We start from the raw sequence: 16,078 nt of genomic DNA, 5'->3' as shown, positions 1-16,078 counted from the left end.
TTTCAACACTCGTTCGGTTAACCCTGCAGACGCTTTCAATTCGCCGATCGATTTGATCCAAAGGGAAACATCCATGTCGCAACCTGCTCGCTTCGCGCTGTGCCCATTGGCGCTGGCCACTTCGTTGTTCTGCCTTGGCGCGCCGATGGTGCACGCCGCCGACTCGCCTTCGAGCCAGGAGGCCGCGCGTCCCTACCGCATCGCCGCCGGCTCCCTGGTCAGTGTGTTGAACAACTTCGCCGAGCAGTCGGGCATTTTCATCGCCGGCCACAACAGCCTCGCCGCCGGCAAGACCAGCCCCGGCCTGAACGGCAACTACACCCCGGCGGCCGGCTTGCAGCGCCTGTTGCAGGGCAGCGGTCTGCAGGCCCTGCCCCAAGGCAACAACGGTTACGTGCTGGACCCGATTCCCGCCAACACCGGCGCGCTGGAGCTGGGTGCCACCACGGTTTCCGGCCAGGACCTGGGCGCCACCACCGAAGACACCCGTTCCTACACCACCGGCTCCATGGCTTCGGCCACCGGCCTGCCGCTGTCGATGCGTGAAACCCCGCAATCGGTGACGGTGATCACCCGCCAGCAGATGGACGACCAGGGCACCAACAGCATCGCCGACACCCTGCGCCGCGCCCCCGGCGTGAGCGTGCAGAACTACGACAGCGAGCGCTGGGAGTTCTCCAGCCGTGGCCTGCCGATCACCAACTTCCAGTACGACGGTGTCAACTCCACCTATGACGGCGTATATGACTACGGCACCACCAGCACCGACATGGCGGTGTACGACCACCTGGAAATCATCAAGGGGTCGGCCGGCCTGCTGAGCGGCGCCGGCGACCCTTCGGCCACGGTCAACTTGATCCGCAAAAAGCCCACGGCTGCCTTCCAGGCCTCGGTAACCCAGACCTTCGGTTCCTGGGACAACTACCGCACCGAAGGCGACATCTCCGGCCCACTGACCGAGTCCGGCAACGTGCGCGGGCGTTTTGTCGGCGTGTACCAGGATCGCCAGTCGTACCTGGACCACTACCAGAACACCAAGGACATCGCCTACGGCATCCTTGAAGCCGACCTCACGCCCGACACCCTGTTGACCTTCGGCATCGATCAACAAGACACCCGCTCCCGCGGTGCCAGTTGGACCGGTTTCCCGATGTACTTCAGCGACGGCTCGCGCACGAACTTCTCGCGCTCGTTCAACCCGGCCGCCGACTGGAGCCGTCGCGACTTCAACAACCAGACACTCTTCGCCTCGGTGCAGCAGAAGCTGGCGAATGACTGGTCGCTCAAAGTCAGCCTCGACCGCAAGCGCAGCCAGCACGACACCCTGCTCGCCTCCGCTAGCGGCGGCAACCCGGACCCGGTCAGCGGCGAGAACATGTACATGTTCATGGGCAAGTACAAGGGCGACCAGGTGCAAAGCACCCTGGACGTGAACCTCAGCGGGCCGTTCAGCCTGCTCGGTCGTGAACACGAGTTGATCATGGGCTTCATGACCACCCGCTCGAAACAAGATGTGCCGGTGTACGGTTCGGTCTACCCGCCCGTGGGCGGCAGCATCTTCGATTGGCACGGCGAATACGCTAAACCGGACATCCCGCGCAGCGGCCAGAACGATATCGTGCAACGCCAGACCGGTGCCTACCTGGCCACACGCCTGAAACCCACTGATGACCTCTCGGTAATCCTTGGCACCCGCGTGAGCAATTTCAGCGGCACCGACAACACGGACTTTTACGACCCGACCAAAGCCGACAACCGCACCCGCTACCACCAGAGCGGCGTGGTCACGCCGTATGCCGGGATCGTCTACGACCTCAACGACACCTGGTCGGTGTACACCAGCTACACCCAGATCTATCGCCCGCAGAACAGCAAGGACGCCGACCGCAAGCTGCTTGACCCCATCGAAGGCGATACCTATGAGGCCGGGATCAAGGCCGCGTTTTACGAGGGCCGCCTGAACGCCAGCTTTGCGGCGTTCCGCATCGAGCAGGACAATGTCGCCGAGTACGTCTCGGGCTTCGAGACCGACTCGGTGTATCGCCCGATTGCCGGTGCGACCACCAAAGGCTTCGAGGCGGAACTGTCGGGCGAGGTGCTGGACGGTTGGAACGTCTCCGCGGGCTACACCTACCAGCACACCCGCGATGCCAACAACGGCTACGTGTACAGCTCGGTGCTGCAAACCACCACGCCACAGCAGGTGGTGCGTCTGTTCAGCACCTACCGCCTGCCCGGCGCGCTGGAGAATGTCACCGTGGGCGGCGGCGTGAATTGGCAGAGCGAGTTCTTCGGCAACGTGTTCCAGCCTAACCCGAATGACACGGTCAATTTCGGCCAGTACGCGCGCATCACCCAGGACAGCTACTACCTGGTAGACCTGATGGCGCGCTACCGCTTCAACGAGCACCTGAGCACCACGCTGAACGTGAAGAACCTGTTCGATAAAAAGTACTACACCGGCCTGGGCAACTTCGGCACCGGTTTCTACGGCGAACCGCGCAGCCTGCAACTGGCGACCAAATGGGACTTCTGAGCTGACGACGGTGGCGGTCTGTGCAATGATCCCTTCACTCGCTCAAGGGAGGGACCCGCCGCCATGTCGCCGAACAGCCTCGCTCACCTTTCACGCTCGCCGCGCTTCTGGCGCGACGAGCGCCTGCCCTTCGTCGAAGCACGCACCATTGCCGATGGGCGCAAGGTCACCTATAGCCGTCACGCGCACGAGCATTTCTCCATCGGCGTGGTCACCACGGGGCGCAGCTATTACCACTACGGCGCCGAGACCTTTGAGATCAGCGCCGGCACGGTGGTGTTGATGAACCCCGGCGACGTACACGCCTGCAACCCCATCGCCAATGAGCCGTGGTCCTACCAGATGGTGTACATCGACACGCCCTGGCTGACGGACTTGCAGCACCAACTGGGCTTCAGCACGGAGCAGGGTTATCGGCCCTTCAACACGCCCTACACCCGGGACACGGTGCTTTACGAAGGCCTGTTGGAGTTGTACGGGATACTGGTGGATGAACAGGCCGAACACCTGCAAAAACAGAGCGCGCTGGTGAGTTACTTCACTGAAGTGCAACAGCGCCTCAACCCCTCCGACACGCCGGTGCGCGAGGTCAACCACAAGCTGGAACGCGCCGCCGACTACATCCGCGAACACTGCACCGACGCACTCAGATTGGAAGATATCTGCGTGGCGGCCGAGCTGTCGCCGTCCTACCTGATCCGTGCATTCAAGCAGTATTACGGGCTGACGCCCCACGCATTCCTGGTCAACCAGCGTATCCAGTTTGCCCGCGCGCAATTGCGCCAGGGTGAGCTGATCGCCGATGTCGCGCTGGCCGCGGGGTTTGCCGACCAAGCGCATTTCCAGCGCACGTTCAAACAGCATTTCGCCGCCACGCCGGGGCAGTACCGCGACCGGCTCAAGCCATCAATAAATAACCCACACTGGCCACCAGCAACGCAGCCATTGAGCGGTTGAACACGCGAACACCCCGAGGGTTGCCGAGGTAGCGGCGCAGGAACGTCCCGGCGTAGGCCCAGCACGCCACGGACAGGTAGCAGATCACCAGGTAGAGCGCCGCAAACAGCCAGACCTGTGCGGCATCGCCATCCGCGACAAACAAGCCCATCCCCGCCACGCAGGCCAGCCAGGCCTTGGGGTTGAGCCATTGCATGATCGCCCCGTACAGCATCGATGGCGCGGTGGCGTTACCTTCGGCGTCGAGACGGCCATCGTCCGCCGCCAGTTTCCAGGCCATGTACAGCAGGAACGCCACCCCGCCCCACTGGATCAACTGGGTCAATATCGGCCAGCGTACCAGCACCTCATGCAAGCCCAGGCCAATCAACACCAACAGCAACGTGAAGCCCACAGCAGCACCAAACACATGCTTCTGGCTGGCGACAAAGCCGAAGCGCGCCCCCGAACTCAGCGCAACCACATTGACCGGGCCTGGCGTGATGGACGTGGCCAGGGCGAAGGCAGCCATGGAAATGATCAAGCTCATTGCAGTTCCTTTTTATTCGAACCCGTGATGGTGAGGCCACGGTAAACGGCGAGTCGGCCGGGGTATTGAACAAAATCACCCTCGCCGAATGATCGTGTATGCGTGTGCAGGCTTATTCCATCGTCGGCCCTAAAGGCGGCGTAACTTCTGCCTGCCTGATGCTGTCTTTTTCTGCGGTTCAAGCCGCTGAACGCTGAGAAACTTCGCCGCCTTTATCGAACGCGCTGGCAAGGAGTACGCCAAGAGCTCGCCGACGCCTAAAGAGTACGACGCGTGTGTCGAGCAGATCAGCCATATGTGGGCCAGCCAACCGAACTGGACCGACGCGCAATTGCAGAGCATCCTGTCGGCGCGCATCACCTGCGCACCCACCGATACCCGCCCTAACAGGACACCAATGCCCAACCCGATTCCACGACGGCGCGATGCCGCCGTCACCCGCGAAGCCATCCTGTTGTCCGCGCGCAAGGCCTTTGCCCAATCGGGCTATGACGGCGCCGGGGTGCGCGAGATCGCCGCTGGCGCGGGGCTCACCGAGATGCTGGTCAACCGCTACTTCGGGTCCAAGGAAGAGCTGTTTGCCGAAGTGATCGCCGAGACCCTGGCCAGCCGGATCATCCTGACGCCAGGCAACCTCAGCTCGGAAAACCTCGGCCGTACCATCGCCACCGCACTGGTCAGCCTCACCGAAGCCGGCAATAAGCCCTTGGAAGGTTTCCTGATCATGTTGCATGCGGCGTCCAGCAAACGCGCAGCCATCATCGGTCGCGAGCAAGTGGAAAAAGGTCATCAGGCAACCATGGCCGCTGCACTCAAGGGCGCCCACCACGAAGAGCGTGCCGCGTTGGTGATAGCCCTGGTGTCGGGTTTCCAGGTCATGCGCCAGATGCTGGAGTTGTCGGCGCTGGCCAAGGCCGATCCACAGGTGCTGATCGACCTGCTGACGCCGCTGTTCCAGCAGTTGGTGGATGGCTGAAGCGCTTCAAGCCCTGAGCGAAGGCCGCGAAGAAGTGCTGATCACCGATCATGCCCTGGCGGTAAAGGCCTCGCTGTCCACCGACAGCCCGGTGCACCTCAACCGTTGATCAAGGAAAAATGCGCGCCCACGCCGGCGCGCACGCCCTCCGCCACGGCCAGCGCGACCGAACCGGCGGCGAGGGACGCATCGCCGCAGGCGAACACGCCAGGCTGGGACGTCTGGCGCATGTCATTGGTGTGCAGGTAGGGACCGGTTGGGCCGTCCGCCAGCTCACAGCCCAGTTGCGCGGCCAAAGGGCTGATTCGGGTGCGGGACATCGTGAAGATCCCATCGAGGCTGAACAGCCGCCCATCGTCCAGCTCCAGGTCGGCGCGCTCGCCACAGATGCGCCGTACCGCGCCGCATTCCACGCTGACCCCGCGTCGATCCAAGTGTGCCTGTTGCTCGGCATCCGGGATGAATACGCCGTTGGTGAATAAGGTGGTGGTGCCCCAATCCGGCAGCATCAGTGCGTGGTGCATGGCCAAGGCTGAGGTGGCCAAGACGCCTATGTGGCCTTCGTCCAGCTCGTAGCCGTGGCAGTAAGGGCAATGGAACACGTGCTTGCCCCACCGTGATTCGAGGCCTTCGATGGCGGGCAACTCGTCCACTACCCCGGTGGCGAGGATCAGGCGCTTGGCGTGAAACGTGCCGTTGCATTCAGTGCCAATGGCGAAGCCTTGCGACTCTCCACTCGCCTGAATCACGCGGTCCTGGACCCAAGTGACCGTCGGATATGCCATCAATTGGCCGCGCCCCTGCGAAGCGATGGCTTCCGGGGCCTGACCGTCCTGGCCGAGAAAACCGTGGGAAGTCGCCGCAAAGCGGTTGCGCCGTTGCCCCGCATCGATCACCAACACTTGGCGCCGTGCCCTTGCCAATTGCAGGCCCGCTGACAGGCCGGCATAACTGCCGCCCACGATAATGACGTCGTACAGCATGAAGGTGACCCCCGGTCATGTGCATCCGGTTATCCGAACGCTTTCACGACACACCATAAGTTACATAAAAATACCGCGTCAATAGTCTCGCAACTTTTTAGGTTACGAACGATACTTTCGTCCGAATCAACCTGAGGCCTATCGATGAGAAACGACACCCGACTTTCGCGCATGCTCCACGTGCTGATCCATATGGGCCGACATGAGGAGCGCGCCACCTCGGAGACCATCGCGCAGATGCTGGGCACCAACCCGGTGGTGGTGCGGCGCACCCTCGGGCTGCTGAAGGAAAAGGGCTATGTACGCTCGGAAAAAGGTCACCAGGGTGGCTGGTGCCTGGGTAAACCCTTGAATGAAATCACCTTGCTGGACATTCATAGCGCCCTGGGCACGCCGTCGATATTCGCCATCGGCCTGTCCACCGACCACCCGGAGTGCCTGGTCGAACAAGCGGTGAACGCAGCGCTGACGGATGCCTTCGATCAGGCCCAGGCGCTGTTGCTGGCACGGCTGGGCGACGTGACGCTGGCGCAGTTGGCCGAGGATTTTGACCAGCGTTACCGCATTGCCATGGCGCCTTGATCAACTACAATCCGCGATTGCGCAACCATTGCAGGAACCCCTTCTTGACCGGCACCACCGGCGCTTCCTGGGTCAAGGCCTGCGCGGCGTGCAGGCGGAAATCCAGCAGGGTCTTCATGGCCTCGCTGATGTCATGACGCGCATCCAGGCAGGGTTTCAGGTATTCCTTCTCAATGCGATACAAGGTGCAGAACGTCTTGGCCGAGAAGTCCGCCAGCGCCGCCTGGTCCGACAGGATCCCTGCCTCGCCAATCACCTCGCCCGGCCCCATTCGTCCTGCTTCGACCTTGTGCCCACCCTTGGTCAGCATCACCGAGACCACGCCGGACTCGACAATAAACAAATGGTCACTGACCTCCCCCGCCGGCAGGATCATCTCGCCGGCGCGGTAGGCGTTCAGGGTCATGTTCTGGCTGAAGGTGTCTTTCTCTTCCTGGCGCAGGGTGGAGAAAATCGACGAGCGTTCGAGCAATGCGCGCGCCGCGGACATGGCCGGCGGTGTGCTGCTTTCGGTGGCCGACAGCAATCCCACCCCGGCCGCTTGCAGGTGCCTGAAGGCCAGGTCGTAAAGCTGGTTGCGCACCTCACGCTTGAGGCTCATGGCGGGTACAAACCCGCTGATTTCATACTCGACGCCGCCACTGGCCGAGGCCTTGAACGCCACGCTCGGCGCCGGATTGCCCAGCAGCGGCCGACACCCTTGCATCGCCCGCTCCAGCGCCTCGATCACGGTTTGCGGGCGCGCATGGGGGCTGACCTGCAGGCTGACCGACAGGCCGAACATGTCCGCCGGGCGCGAGAAGTTGATGATCTTGGCCTTGGCCGCCAGGGAATTGGGGATTACCGCCAGACTGCCCTGAGAGGTTTGCAGGCGCGTGGCGCGCCAGTCGATGTCAGTCACTCGGCCTTCGGTGCCATCGATGGAGATCCAGTCATCGATCTGATACGGCTTGGTGGTATTGAGGACAATCCCGGAAAACACGTCGCTCAACGTGCTCTGCAATGCCAGACCGACAATGATCGCCACCGCACCGGAAGTGGCGAGCACACCTTTGACCGGCAAATCGAGCACGTACGCCATGGCGGCGATGATCGCGATCAGGAAGATCACAGCCCCCACCAGGTCTTGCAACAGGCGCCCGGTGTGGCCGACCCGCTGCATCATCACCGCACCCAGCAACACCGTCAGCGTGCGCGCCGCAAACAGCCACCAACCGATCTGCAAGGCAGTGGCCGAGAGGTGCAAGGCGGTGTTGTCCGCATAAGGCGCCACTTGCATGGGGTTCATGCCGTCATTGAACAACACGGCGCTGTACACGGCAAAAATCGCCAACCGCGCCGCCAGCTTCCAGTTGGCGAGGTTGACGGAAATAAGACGCCACACGGCGATGTCGATAAAGATCAGCGCCAGGGCGCACAGCATCGGGTGATCAGCGATAAATGAGGGCATCCAGGCGACTCCAGGGCGAATGCGCAGAAGATCGCATGAAATGGAGTTATCGGGTATAGCACAAACGAAATGTGGGAGCGGGCTTGCTCGCGAATACGGTCGGCCAGTCAATGTTTCTGTGACTGATGCACCGCATTCGCGAGCAAGCCCGCTCCCACACTGGATTACACGGGGCCGTTATATTTGCATTTGCCCAAACTTGCCCGATTGAAAATCAGCAAACGCTTGATGAATCTCCTGCTCGGTATTCATCACAAACGGTCCATGCCCGACGATGGGTTCGTCGATGGGCTCCCCGCTGAGCAGCAACACCTTGGCGTCGTCATTGGACTCCAGTGTGAGTTGACTGCCATCGCGCTCGAACAACGCCAATTGCCCTTGGCGCGCGACTTCCTCGCCATTGACCAGCACTGTTCCGCGCAGGATGACCAACGCGGTGTTGCGCCCTGCGTGCAGTTCCAGAGTGACTGGCTTGCCGGCGTTGAGGCGCAGGTCCCACACGTCGATAGGCGTAAACGTACGGGCGGGGCCCTGGGTGCCAGCAAACTCTCCGGCAATCAGGCGCAGTTGCCCGGCGTCGTTGGCCAACGGCAGTACCGGAATATCGCCGTCGACAAGGGTCTGGTAACCGGCGTCGGCCATTTTGTCCTTGGCCGGCAGGTTGACCCACAGTTGCACCATCTCCAGCTTCCCGCCGCTGCGGGCGAAGGCGGCGGAGTGGAATTCCTCGTGGAGGATACCTTTGGCGGCGGTCATCCATTGCACGTCGCCAGGGCCGATCTTGCCGCCAGCACCGGTGGAATCGCGGTGTTCGACTTCGCCGTCGTAGACGATGGTCACGGTTTCAAAGCCGCGATGAGGATGCTGGCCGACGCCGCGTCGTTGCTCGGTCGGAGTAAAGTCGGCCGGGCCGGCGTGGTCCAGCAGCAGGAATGGGCTGATGTGCTTGCCCATGGTGTCGTAGGAAAATAGTGTGCGCACCGGGAAGCCGTCGCCCACCCAGTGGGCGCGGGGACTGGTGTAGATGCCGATGAGTTTTTTCATGGTGATCCTCCAAAGTGAGTCCACCATAAGACGTCGGGCCGTTGAGCACTAGCTGGCAGATACGGCCGTAACTGTCCTATGTATAGGACAATCCGTTGGCCTGACGCTGACGCAACAGGTGAAACGCCACAAAGGCCGTCGCCGCAAAGCACGCCTGGATGACGATCATCGGCGTGGCGCTGCCATCGCGTAGCAGGCTCAACAGCACGCCGCTGCAGGTGGCGCCGAACATTTGCGCAAACCCCATCAGCCCGGCTGCCAGGCCCGCGCGGTGGGCGTTGGGCATTACCCCGCCCGTCACCGAACCTGGCAAGACCAGGCCGCCGCCGAGGGTCACCAGCGCAATCGGAATATCCAGACCCAGCACCGACAGGCCGAACAGCGCATAAATGACCACGGCCGAGACCCCGCCAGCGGCCACCATCGCCACGCCCATTGTCACAATCCGCTGGGGGCCCAGGCGCATGATGTTGCGCCGGGTGTAGGTGGAACCAACGATCAGCATCGACACAATCAGGCCGAAATTGATGCCGTACTCAAGGCTGCTGAAGCCCAGCAAGTTGATAAACACCGCCGACGAGCCCGCGATCACCGCAAACATGGCGCCATAGGTGCACGCCAGCGCCACGGCGAACGCACGGTACTGGCGCCCCCTGAGCAGATCCAGGTATTGCCCGCCCAGGGAGCGCCAGTGGCCGGCCTTGGGGTCCAGGTAGTGATTGCTCTCGCGAAAGAACAGCAGGACCAGTAACAGCACCACGCTACCAATCGCCAGTGCCAGCATGATCGGCGCACGCCAGCCGAGCCATTTGATCAGCAGGCCACCGACCATCGGCGCCACCACGATGGCGTAGAGCATGCCGATCATGGTCAATGCCAGGGCCGGCCCTGCTTCTGCCTTCCATACATCGCGCACCACCGTGCGCGCCAGTACCAACGCGGCGCACGCGCCCAGGCCTTGCAGCACGCGGGCGGCGATGAAGTGCTCGATGTCATCGACCAACAGCATCGATAAGGTCGCCAGCCCATACAGCACCAGACCGCCGATCAGTACCGGCCGACGGCCGATGCGGTCCGACAGCGGGCCAAACAGCAATTGCCCGAGGCCGAATGCGGCGACAAACGCCGACAGCGCCATCAATGACGAGCCCGCTGGAGCGGCCAGTGCCTGCTCGATGGCGCCAAGGCCGGGAATGATCAATTGGGTCGACACCTCACCCAGCGCCGTCAGGGCCACCAATAAAAACAACAAGCTTCGCGATGGCGCCGGGGCGTTTGTCATGAGGAGCATCCGGGGGCTGGATTAATTTATATTTCGACCATAATATGCGTAAAAAATTATGTCCATAATTTTTTGCCCAACGGTTACCCCGGAGCCCGCCATGCACCCTCTTCCCTTGCGTCTTCTCACGCCCCTGGCCCTGTTGATCATCCTTAATGGCTGCAACAGCAAGGCCGACACCGCCGCTGAAACCCCACTGCCGCGCCCGGTCCTCGCGGCCAAAGTCGAAGCCGCCGGCACCCAGCAAAGCGCCTATACCGGCGTGGTTGCGGCACGCACCGAAAGCGACCTGGGCTTCCGGGTCAGCGGCAAGGTCATCGAGCGTAAGGTCGACCCCGGCCAGCACGTGTCCCGTGGCGACACGCTGCTGGTACTGGACATCGGCGACTTCGAACTGGCCCTGCGCTCGGCCAAGAACCGCGTGCATGCCGCCCAGGCACAACTGCGCCAGCGCCGTGACGACGAAAACCGCTACCAGCGCCTGGCCAGCACCGGCGCCGTGTCGCGGCAGATCTTCGACCAGTCGGCGACCCTCCTGCGCGTGGCCGAAGCCGAGCTGGCTTCGGCACAATCCGACGCCAGCCAGATTGAAAACCGCCGTACCTACTCCGTGCTCAAGGCTGATGGCGACGGCATCATTACCGACGTGCGAGTGGACCGTGGCCAGGTGGTCGCCGAGGGGCAGATCGTCGCACGCCTGGCCCATGACGGCGCGCGCGAAGCCATCGTCAACCTGCCGGAAAACCAGCGCGACCAGGCCGCGCAGAAAGCCTTGGCCTTCCCCTTTGGGGCCCCGGACCAGGCGGTGACTGCCACCCTGCGCGAACTGTCCGCCAGCGCCGACCCGACCACCCGCACCTACCGCGCCCGCTACGTCCTGCACGGCGCAGTCGACCGCTTTGCCCTCGGATCCACCATCACCGTACGCCTGCAAGGCAATGGCCAGGTGCAGCAAACCCGGGTGCCCATCGGCGCCCTGCTGGATGCAGGCCAAGGCACTGGCGTCTGGCTGATCGGCGCAGATGACAAGGTCAGTTTCGCGCCAGTGAAAGTCGCCAGTCTTGGCCAGGAAGACGCCCTGCTCGACAGCGGCGTAAGCCCCGGCCAAGTCATCGTTGCCCTCGGCGCACACCTGCTGCACAGCGGTGATCCCGTGCGCCTGCTGCCCGCCCAGGTGCTGGCCCTCAACCGCAAACAGGACAACTGAGCATGCGCGGTATCAACCTTTCCGAACTGGCGGTCAAGCATCGTGCGGTCACGTTGTTCCTGATCATTGCGATCCTCGCCGCCGGGATCTTTTCGTTTGGCAAACTGGGGCGCGCCGAAGACCCGTCCTTCACCGTCAAGGTAATGACCATCACCGCTGCCTGGCCTGGCGCCACCGCCCAGGAAATGCAGGAACAGGTGGCCGATCGCCTGGAAAAGCGCCTGCAAGAGCTAGACTACTACGACCGCGTCGAGACCATCGCCCAACCGGGTTTCGTATCGATGCGCATGACCTACAAGGAGTCCACACGCCCCAGCGAAATCCAGGACCTGTTCTACCAGACCCGCAAAAAGCTCAGCGACGAAGCCGCGAAGCTGCCCCAGGGCGTGATCGGGCCCTTCTTCAACGATGAATATTCCGATGTGTACTTCGCGCTGTACGCTTTGGAGGCCGAACATCTGCCCCATCGGCAACAGGTGCAGATGGCCGAAGAACTGCGCCAGGGTCTCCTCAACCTGCCGGGCGTGAAGAAGGTCAACATCCTCGGCGAACAGGCACAGCGCGTGTTTGTCGAGTTCTCCTATGAACGCCTGGCGACCCTGGGCATCAAGCCGGACCAGATCTTTGCCGCCCTCGCCGCACAGAATGCCGTGGCGCCATCGGGCTTCGTCGAGACCGCCGGGGCTCGCGCCTATATCCGCATCGACGGCGCGTTCGACAGCCTGTCACTGATTGAAAACGTACCGCTGGAAGTCAACGGCCGCGTGCTGCGCATCGCCGATGTGGCAACCGTCAGCCGTGGCTATGAAGACCCGCCCAGTTACCGCATCCGCCACCAGGGCGACCCGGCGTTGATGCTGGGTGTGATCATGGAGAAACACTGGAACGGCCTGGAACTGGACAAGAGCCTCAAGGCCCAGGAAGCGAAGATTCAGGCCGACCTGCCCCTGGGCGTGAACTTCGCCAAGGTCTCCGACCAGGCAAAAAATATCCGCCTGGCGGTGAACGAATTCATGCTGAAATTCTTCGTCGCCCTGGCCGTGGTCATGGTGATCAGCCTGTTGGCCCTGGGCTTCCGCGTCGGGTTGGTGGTGGCGGCGGCTGTGCCGCTGACCTTGTCAGTGGTGTTTGTGATCATGCTGCTGACCGGGCGCGAATTCGACCGCATTACCCTCGGCGCGCTGATCATCTCCCTAGGCTTGCTGGTGGATGACGCCATCATCGCCATCGAGATGATGGTGGTGAAGCTTGAGGAAGGCTTCGACCGGATCCATGCCGCCACCTTTGCCTGGAGCTCCACAGCGGCGCCGATGCTGACCGGTACGCTGGTGACCATCATTGGTTTCCTGCCGGTGGGGTTTGCGCGTTCCGGGGCCGGGGAATATGCCGGCAATATTTTCTGGATCGTCGGCTTTGCACTGATTTCGTCGTGGTTGGTGGCCGTGGTCTTCACGCCGTACCTGGGCGTAAAGCTGTTGCCGCAGATCAAACCGGTGCCCGGCGGCCATGATGCGATTTACGCCGGGCGTTACTACCAGAAACTGCGCAGCCTGGTGCAAGCCTGCGTGCGGCGCCGCTGGCTGGTGACGGGGCTGGTCGTCGGCGCGTTTGTGCTGTGCGTGGCGGGCATGGGCGTGGTGAAGAAGCAGTTCTTCCCCAACTCCGACCGTTCCGAGCTGATTCTGGAGGTGTACATGCCGCCCGGCAGCGCCTTCAAAAGCACCGAAGCGGTGGCCGCGCGGCTGGAAAAAGCCCTGCTGCAAGAGCCGCAAACCACTCTGGTCGACACCTATGTGGGGGGCGGCGCACCACGCTTTTTCCTGTCGTTGAACCCGGAACTGCCGGACCCGGCGTTTGCCAAGCTGATCGTGCAAACCCCCGACTCTCATGCTCGCGACGCGTTGAAACTGCGCATGCGGGAACGGATTGCCGCGGGTGAGTTTGCCTCGGCGCGGGTGCGCGTAACCCAATTGCTGTTTGGCCCGCCCGTGCCGTTCCCGGTGGTGTTCCGGGTCTCTGGACCCAATCTGGATGTGCTGCGTGGCGTGTCCGAAGACGTGCGCAAAGTCGTCGCCGCCAACACACTGACCAAGGATGCCTTCCTCGATTGGGGCGAGCGCACCAGCGGTTATCGGCTGGTGCTGGACCAAGACCGTCTGCGCCTGCTGGGCTTTACCCCCAACGAGGTGAAATCCCAGCTCAATGCCCTGCTCAGCGGCAACCCGATCACTGAAGTGCGCGAAGGCAACCGCACCGTCTCCGTGGTCGCCCGCGCCCAGGGCGGCCAGCGCGAGGACCTCGGCAACCTCAACAACATGACCCTCACCAACAGCGCCGGCACCTCTGTGCCGCTGGCCCAGGTCGGACATTTCCAGGCGGTGATGGAAGAACCGATCCTCAAGCGCCGCAATCGCGCGACCACCGTGGAAGTGCGCGCCGATATCATCGACGGCGTGCAACCGCCCGACGTGGAAATGGCCGTGTACAAAGACCTGCAGCCGCTGATCGCCAAACTGCCCGCCGGCTACCAGATCGATATTGGCGGCCCGGTTGAGGAAAGCGCCAAGGCTAACGTTGCCCTGGCCGCGCTGTTCCCGATCATGATCCTGCTGACCCTCACGGTGATCATGTTCCAGGTGCGTTCGTTCGGGGTGATGTTCATGGTCTTCGCCACTGCGCCGCTGGGCTTGATCGGTGCAGTGCCTACGTTGCTGCTGTTCAACCAGCCATTCGGCTTCAACGCGATCCTGGGCCTGATCGGGATTGGTGGGATCCTGATGCGCAACACACTGATCTTTACCGACCAGATCCGCCAGAACCAGGACCACGGCATGCCGATTCACGCGGCAATCATCGAGGCCACCGTACGGCGTGCGCGGCCGGTGATCCTGACCGCGTTGGCGGCGGCGCTGGCGTTTATTCCGCTGACGTTGTCGGTGTTCTGGTCGTCCCTGGCCTACGTACTGATCGGCGGCGTGCTGGTGGGCACGGTGTTGACGCTGTTGTTCCTGCCGGCGTTGTGCAGCCTGGTGCTGGGGCGTGAGAAGACGAGAGTTGTCGAAACTTCCCACATAACTGCCGGATAAGCTCTACTCCCCTCCTCCGGGAACCTCTGCAAAGTCCCTCGCCTGACTACACAGTGCGAGGGATTGCAGATGGATTTTCTTGTTGTTGGAGCGGTTTCTTGAACCCGGCCATTGGCAGGCTGGCCCTGACCCCAATGGATGTGAAGACGGTCGATATCGAGGGCGTCTTTCGCGACTTCCGGGATTGCCTGAACACCTTTGATGACTGGGCGGAAAGCTTCTGGAGCTTTTCCGCGCTGGATATTGAACAGGTCTTCAAGGTCGGGGATGAGGTGGCGCTGGTCGCGCCGATCAACCGCTCCCTTTTTCCGAGCAGCACCGTCGCTACTTGCCAGGCCAACGGCACGTTGACCTTGGTGCACATGTTTCAAAGCACGCGAGCTGTACCCATCGGCAACACGCCAGTGGTGCTTCAGCGCGTCGACCCCAGCGGCGGCCCACTGGGCGAGCCGATCCACAAGACCATCGGCCCGAGCGGCATTCTCGAAGTCGACGAATGTGAGCGCGACCAGCAGTACCGCGTCAGCTTCTATCCCAATGTCTCAAGAGACCACGTCAAGGCGCTGTATGCGTCTTATCAAACGGTGATTGACGCGCTGGAAGTTCGCCTGCGCGAAGCGTGGGAAAGTACCTACGAAGCGCAGTGGAAGGATTACACAGACGCTCACCCTCTTGATCAACGCAGGATGCTGGAGAAGGCGTTTCTTCAGGGAATGGGTAAGGCGCTTTACAGCCTTTGGGACAACTTCACGCAACTGTATGGCCTGCTGGCGGATATCCAGACCCACAGTGAGAAGTGGCTGCAATACGTTACCCAGACCGAACTTGATGAACTGCTGAAACTGGGCAAGGAGGCCATTGGCCGCGGACTGTTGGTGCTCAGCGATGAACCGCTGGTGTTTATCTATGTGTCGGCGATATCCAGTTGGATACGGATGTTGCCGCCGCAAGAAATGAACGAGGTGATGGGGGAAATCACCGGCGATGTATTGATCGGGCTGCTGCTCGTGAGGGTTGCAGGCGCCATGGGTGTGACCCTGCGCCTGGGCCCCCAGGTGGTGGGGCATATCAAATCCGGCCGCACGCGTAGATGGCTGGAGAGGCTGGCCGATCAGCTCGTCGGGCCTCGGTTGGACGCGCATGTCGAAGCGGCCAAGCCGTTGTTGCTGGGCAGCGCGGCGACGCCGATCAGGGTAATTCCGGATGTGCCATTGAAGGTTGGGGATCAGGTGGTTGCCAACCCGGTACCGCTGGTTCGGGACAAGGCCACGCAACGGACGGTGTTGGTGCGGCAGGAGCCTGTCGACGATGTGCCTGCTTCCGCTCGAAACCCGGCTGGGAATGCCGCTGCGTCTTCGGACAAGACCGCTACCAACGGTTGCCCGGTGTCCATGGTCACGGGCGAGGAACTGCTGACCCTCACCGATGGAACGCTGGACGGGCTCT

Annotated in this window: 11 protein-coding genes and 2 pseudogenes; 8 read left to right on the top strand and 5 right to left on the bottom strand. The window is 62.3% G+C overall.

The annotated features are described in order from the left end of the window. Positions 1 to 73: 73 nt before the first annotated feature. Positions 74 to 2,536: a TonB-dependent siderophore receptor gene (locus AC4PS7_RS28690; RefSeq protein ID WP_492179874.1), complete on the top strand. Its 2,463-nt coding sequence runs from the start codon at positions 74 to 76 to the stop codon at positions 2,534 to 2,536. A gap of 63 nt (positions 2,537 to 2,599) precedes the next feature. Then, entirely contained in the window at positions 2,600 to 3,493 is an 894-nt protein-coding gene (locus AC4PS7_RS28685; RefSeq protein WP_047543922.1) for an AraC family transcriptional regulator, read from the top strand. Here AC4PS7_RS28685 and AC4PS7_RS28680 read toward each other — a convergent pair. Continuing rightward, positions 3,435 to 4,022 carry a LysE family translocator gene (locus AC4PS7_RS28680; protein ID WP_010209766.1) on the bottom strand — a complete coding sequence of 196 codons (588 nt, stop codon included), beginning with the start codon at positions 4,020 to 4,022 and terminating at the stop codon, positions 3,435 to 3,437. The two genes, AC4PS7_RS28685 and AC4PS7_RS28680, sit on opposite strands and share 59 nt — an antisense overlap. Positions 4,023 to 4,224: 202 nt before the next feature. On the opposite strand from AC4PS7_RS28680, the pseudogene AC4PS7_RS28675 reads away from it, so the two are divergent. Continuing rightward, positions 4,225 to 4,365 (top strand): annotated as a pseudogene (locus AC4PS7_RS28675) (alpha/beta fold hydrolase); the annotation flags it as partial. A 54-nt stretch (positions 4,366 to 4,419) separates the two neighbouring features. After that, entirely contained in the window at positions 4,420 to 4,998 is a 579-nt protein-coding gene (locus AC4PS7_RS28670; protein ID WP_042572420.1) for a TetR/AcrR family transcriptional regulator, read from the top strand. 98 nt (positions 4,999 to 5,096) lie between these two features. On the opposite strand, the gene AC4PS7_RS28665 is transcribed toward AC4PS7_RS28670, so the two are convergent. Continuing rightward, the gene (locus tag AC4PS7_RS28665) at positions 5,097 to 5,981 is read right to left on the bottom strand and encodes an NAD(P)/FAD-dependent oxidoreductase (protein ID WP_010209761.1); all 885 of its coding nucleotides are present in this window, start codon (positions 5,979 to 5,981) and stop codon (positions 5,097 to 5,099) included. A 144-nt stretch (positions 5,982 to 6,125) separates the two neighbouring features. On the opposite strand from AC4PS7_RS28665, the gene AC4PS7_RS28660 reads away from it, so the two are divergent. Beyond that, positions 6,126 to 6,563: an Rrf2 family transcriptional regulator gene (locus tag AC4PS7_RS28660; protein ID WP_029529115.1), complete on the top strand. Its 438-nt coding sequence runs from the start codon at positions 6,126 to 6,128 to the stop codon at positions 6,561 to 6,563. 4 nt (positions 6,564 to 6,567) lie between these two features. On the opposite strand, the gene AC4PS7_RS28655 is transcribed toward AC4PS7_RS28660, so the two are convergent. From AC4PS7_RS28655 to AC4PS7_RS28645, 3 genes are all read right to left on the bottom strand, one after another. Further along, entirely contained in the window at positions 6,568 to 8,013 is a 1,446-nt protein-coding gene (locus tag AC4PS7_RS28655) for a mechanosensitive ion channel family protein (RefSeq protein WP_021492314.1), read from the bottom strand. Between the two features lie 177 nt (positions 8,014 to 8,190). Further along, positions 8,191 to 9,057, bottom strand: coding sequence for a pirin family protein (locus tag AC4PS7_RS28650; RefSeq protein WP_045791964.1), 867 nt, complete (start codon positions 9,055 to 9,057; stop codon positions 8,191 to 8,193). Positions 9,058 to 9,133: 76 nt separating this feature from the next. Further along, positions 9,134 to 10,339, bottom strand: coding sequence for a multidrug effflux MFS transporter (locus tag AC4PS7_RS28645; RefSeq protein WP_492179873.1), 1,206 nt, complete (start codon positions 10,337 to 10,339; stop codon positions 9,134 to 9,136). A gap of 100 nt (positions 10,340 to 10,439) precedes the next feature. Here AC4PS7_RS28645 and AC4PS7_RS28640 point away from each other — a divergent pair, with 100 nt between their 5' ends. From AC4PS7_RS28640 to AC4PS7_RS28630, 3 genes and pseudogenes are all read left to right on the top strand, one after another. Beyond that, positions 10,440 to 11,546 carry an efflux RND transporter periplasmic adaptor subunit gene (locus tag AC4PS7_RS28640; RefSeq protein WP_492179872.1) on the top strand — a complete coding sequence of 369 codons (1,107 nt, stop codon included), beginning with the start codon at positions 10,440 to 10,442 and terminating at the stop codon, positions 11,544 to 11,546. 2 nt (positions 11,547 to 11,548) lie between these two features. Continuing rightward, on the top strand, positions 11,549 to 14,632 hold the full coding sequence (locus tag AC4PS7_RS28635; RefSeq protein WP_047543911.1) for an efflux RND transporter permease subunit: 3,084 nt from the start codon (positions 11,549 to 11,551) through the stop codon (positions 14,630 to 14,632). A 134-nt stretch (positions 14,633 to 14,766) separates the two neighbouring features. Then, positions 14,767 to 16,078: pseudogene (locus AC4PS7_RS28630) on the top strand (type IV secretion protein Rhs); the annotation flags it as partial.

It is taken from the genome of Pseudomonas sp. DW-iso3 (assembly GCF_058725305.1).
This window is presented reverse-complemented; position numbering and strand designations above follow the sequence as displayed.

Excerpts from the sequence above, each read along its gene's own strand:
- AC4PS7_RS28640 (WP_492179872.1), top strand. The coding sequence starts at position 10,440 with ATGCACCCTCTTCCCTTGCGTCTTCTCACGCCCCTGGCCCTGTTGATC.
- AC4PS7_RS28645 (WP_492179873.1), bottom strand. The coding sequence starts at position 10,339 with ATGACAAACGCCCCGGCGCCATCGCGAAGCTTGTTGTTTTTATTGGTG.
- AC4PS7_RS28660 (WP_029529115.1), top strand. The coding sequence starts at position 6,126 with ATGAGAAACGACACCCGACTTTCGCGCATGCTCCACGTGCTGATCCAT.
- AC4PS7_RS28665 (WP_010209761.1), bottom strand. The coding sequence starts at position 5,981 with ATGCTGTACGACGTCATTATCGTGGGCGGCAGTTATGCCGGCCTGTCA.
- AC4PS7_RS28680 (WP_010209766.1), bottom strand. The coding sequence starts at position 4,022 with ATGAGCTTGATCATTTCCATGGCTGCCTTCGCCCTGGCCACGTCCATC.
- AC4PS7_RS28635 (WP_047543911.1), top strand. The coding sequence starts at position 11,549 with ATGCGCGGTATCAACCTTTCCGAACTGGCGGTCAAGCATCGTGCGGTC.
- AC4PS7_RS28670 (WP_042572420.1), top strand. The coding sequence starts at position 4,420 with ATGCCCAACCCGATTCCACGACGGCGCGATGCCGCCGTCACCCGCGAA.
- AC4PS7_RS28685 (WP_047543922.1), top strand. The coding sequence starts at position 2,600 with ATGTCGCCGAACAGCCTCGCTCACCTTTCACGCTCGCCGCGCTTCTGG.
- AC4PS7_RS28690 (WP_492179874.1), top strand. The coding sequence starts at position 74 with ATGTCGCAACCTGCTCGCTTCGCGCTGTGCCCATTGGCGCTGGCCACT.
- AC4PS7_RS28650 (WP_045791964.1), bottom strand. The coding sequence starts at position 9,057 with ATGAAAAAACTCATCGGCATCTACACCAGTCCCCGCGCCCACTGGGTG.
- AC4PS7_RS28655 (WP_021492314.1), bottom strand. The coding sequence starts at position 8,013 with ATGCCCTCATTTATCGCTGATCACCCGATGCTGTGCGCCCTGGCGCTG.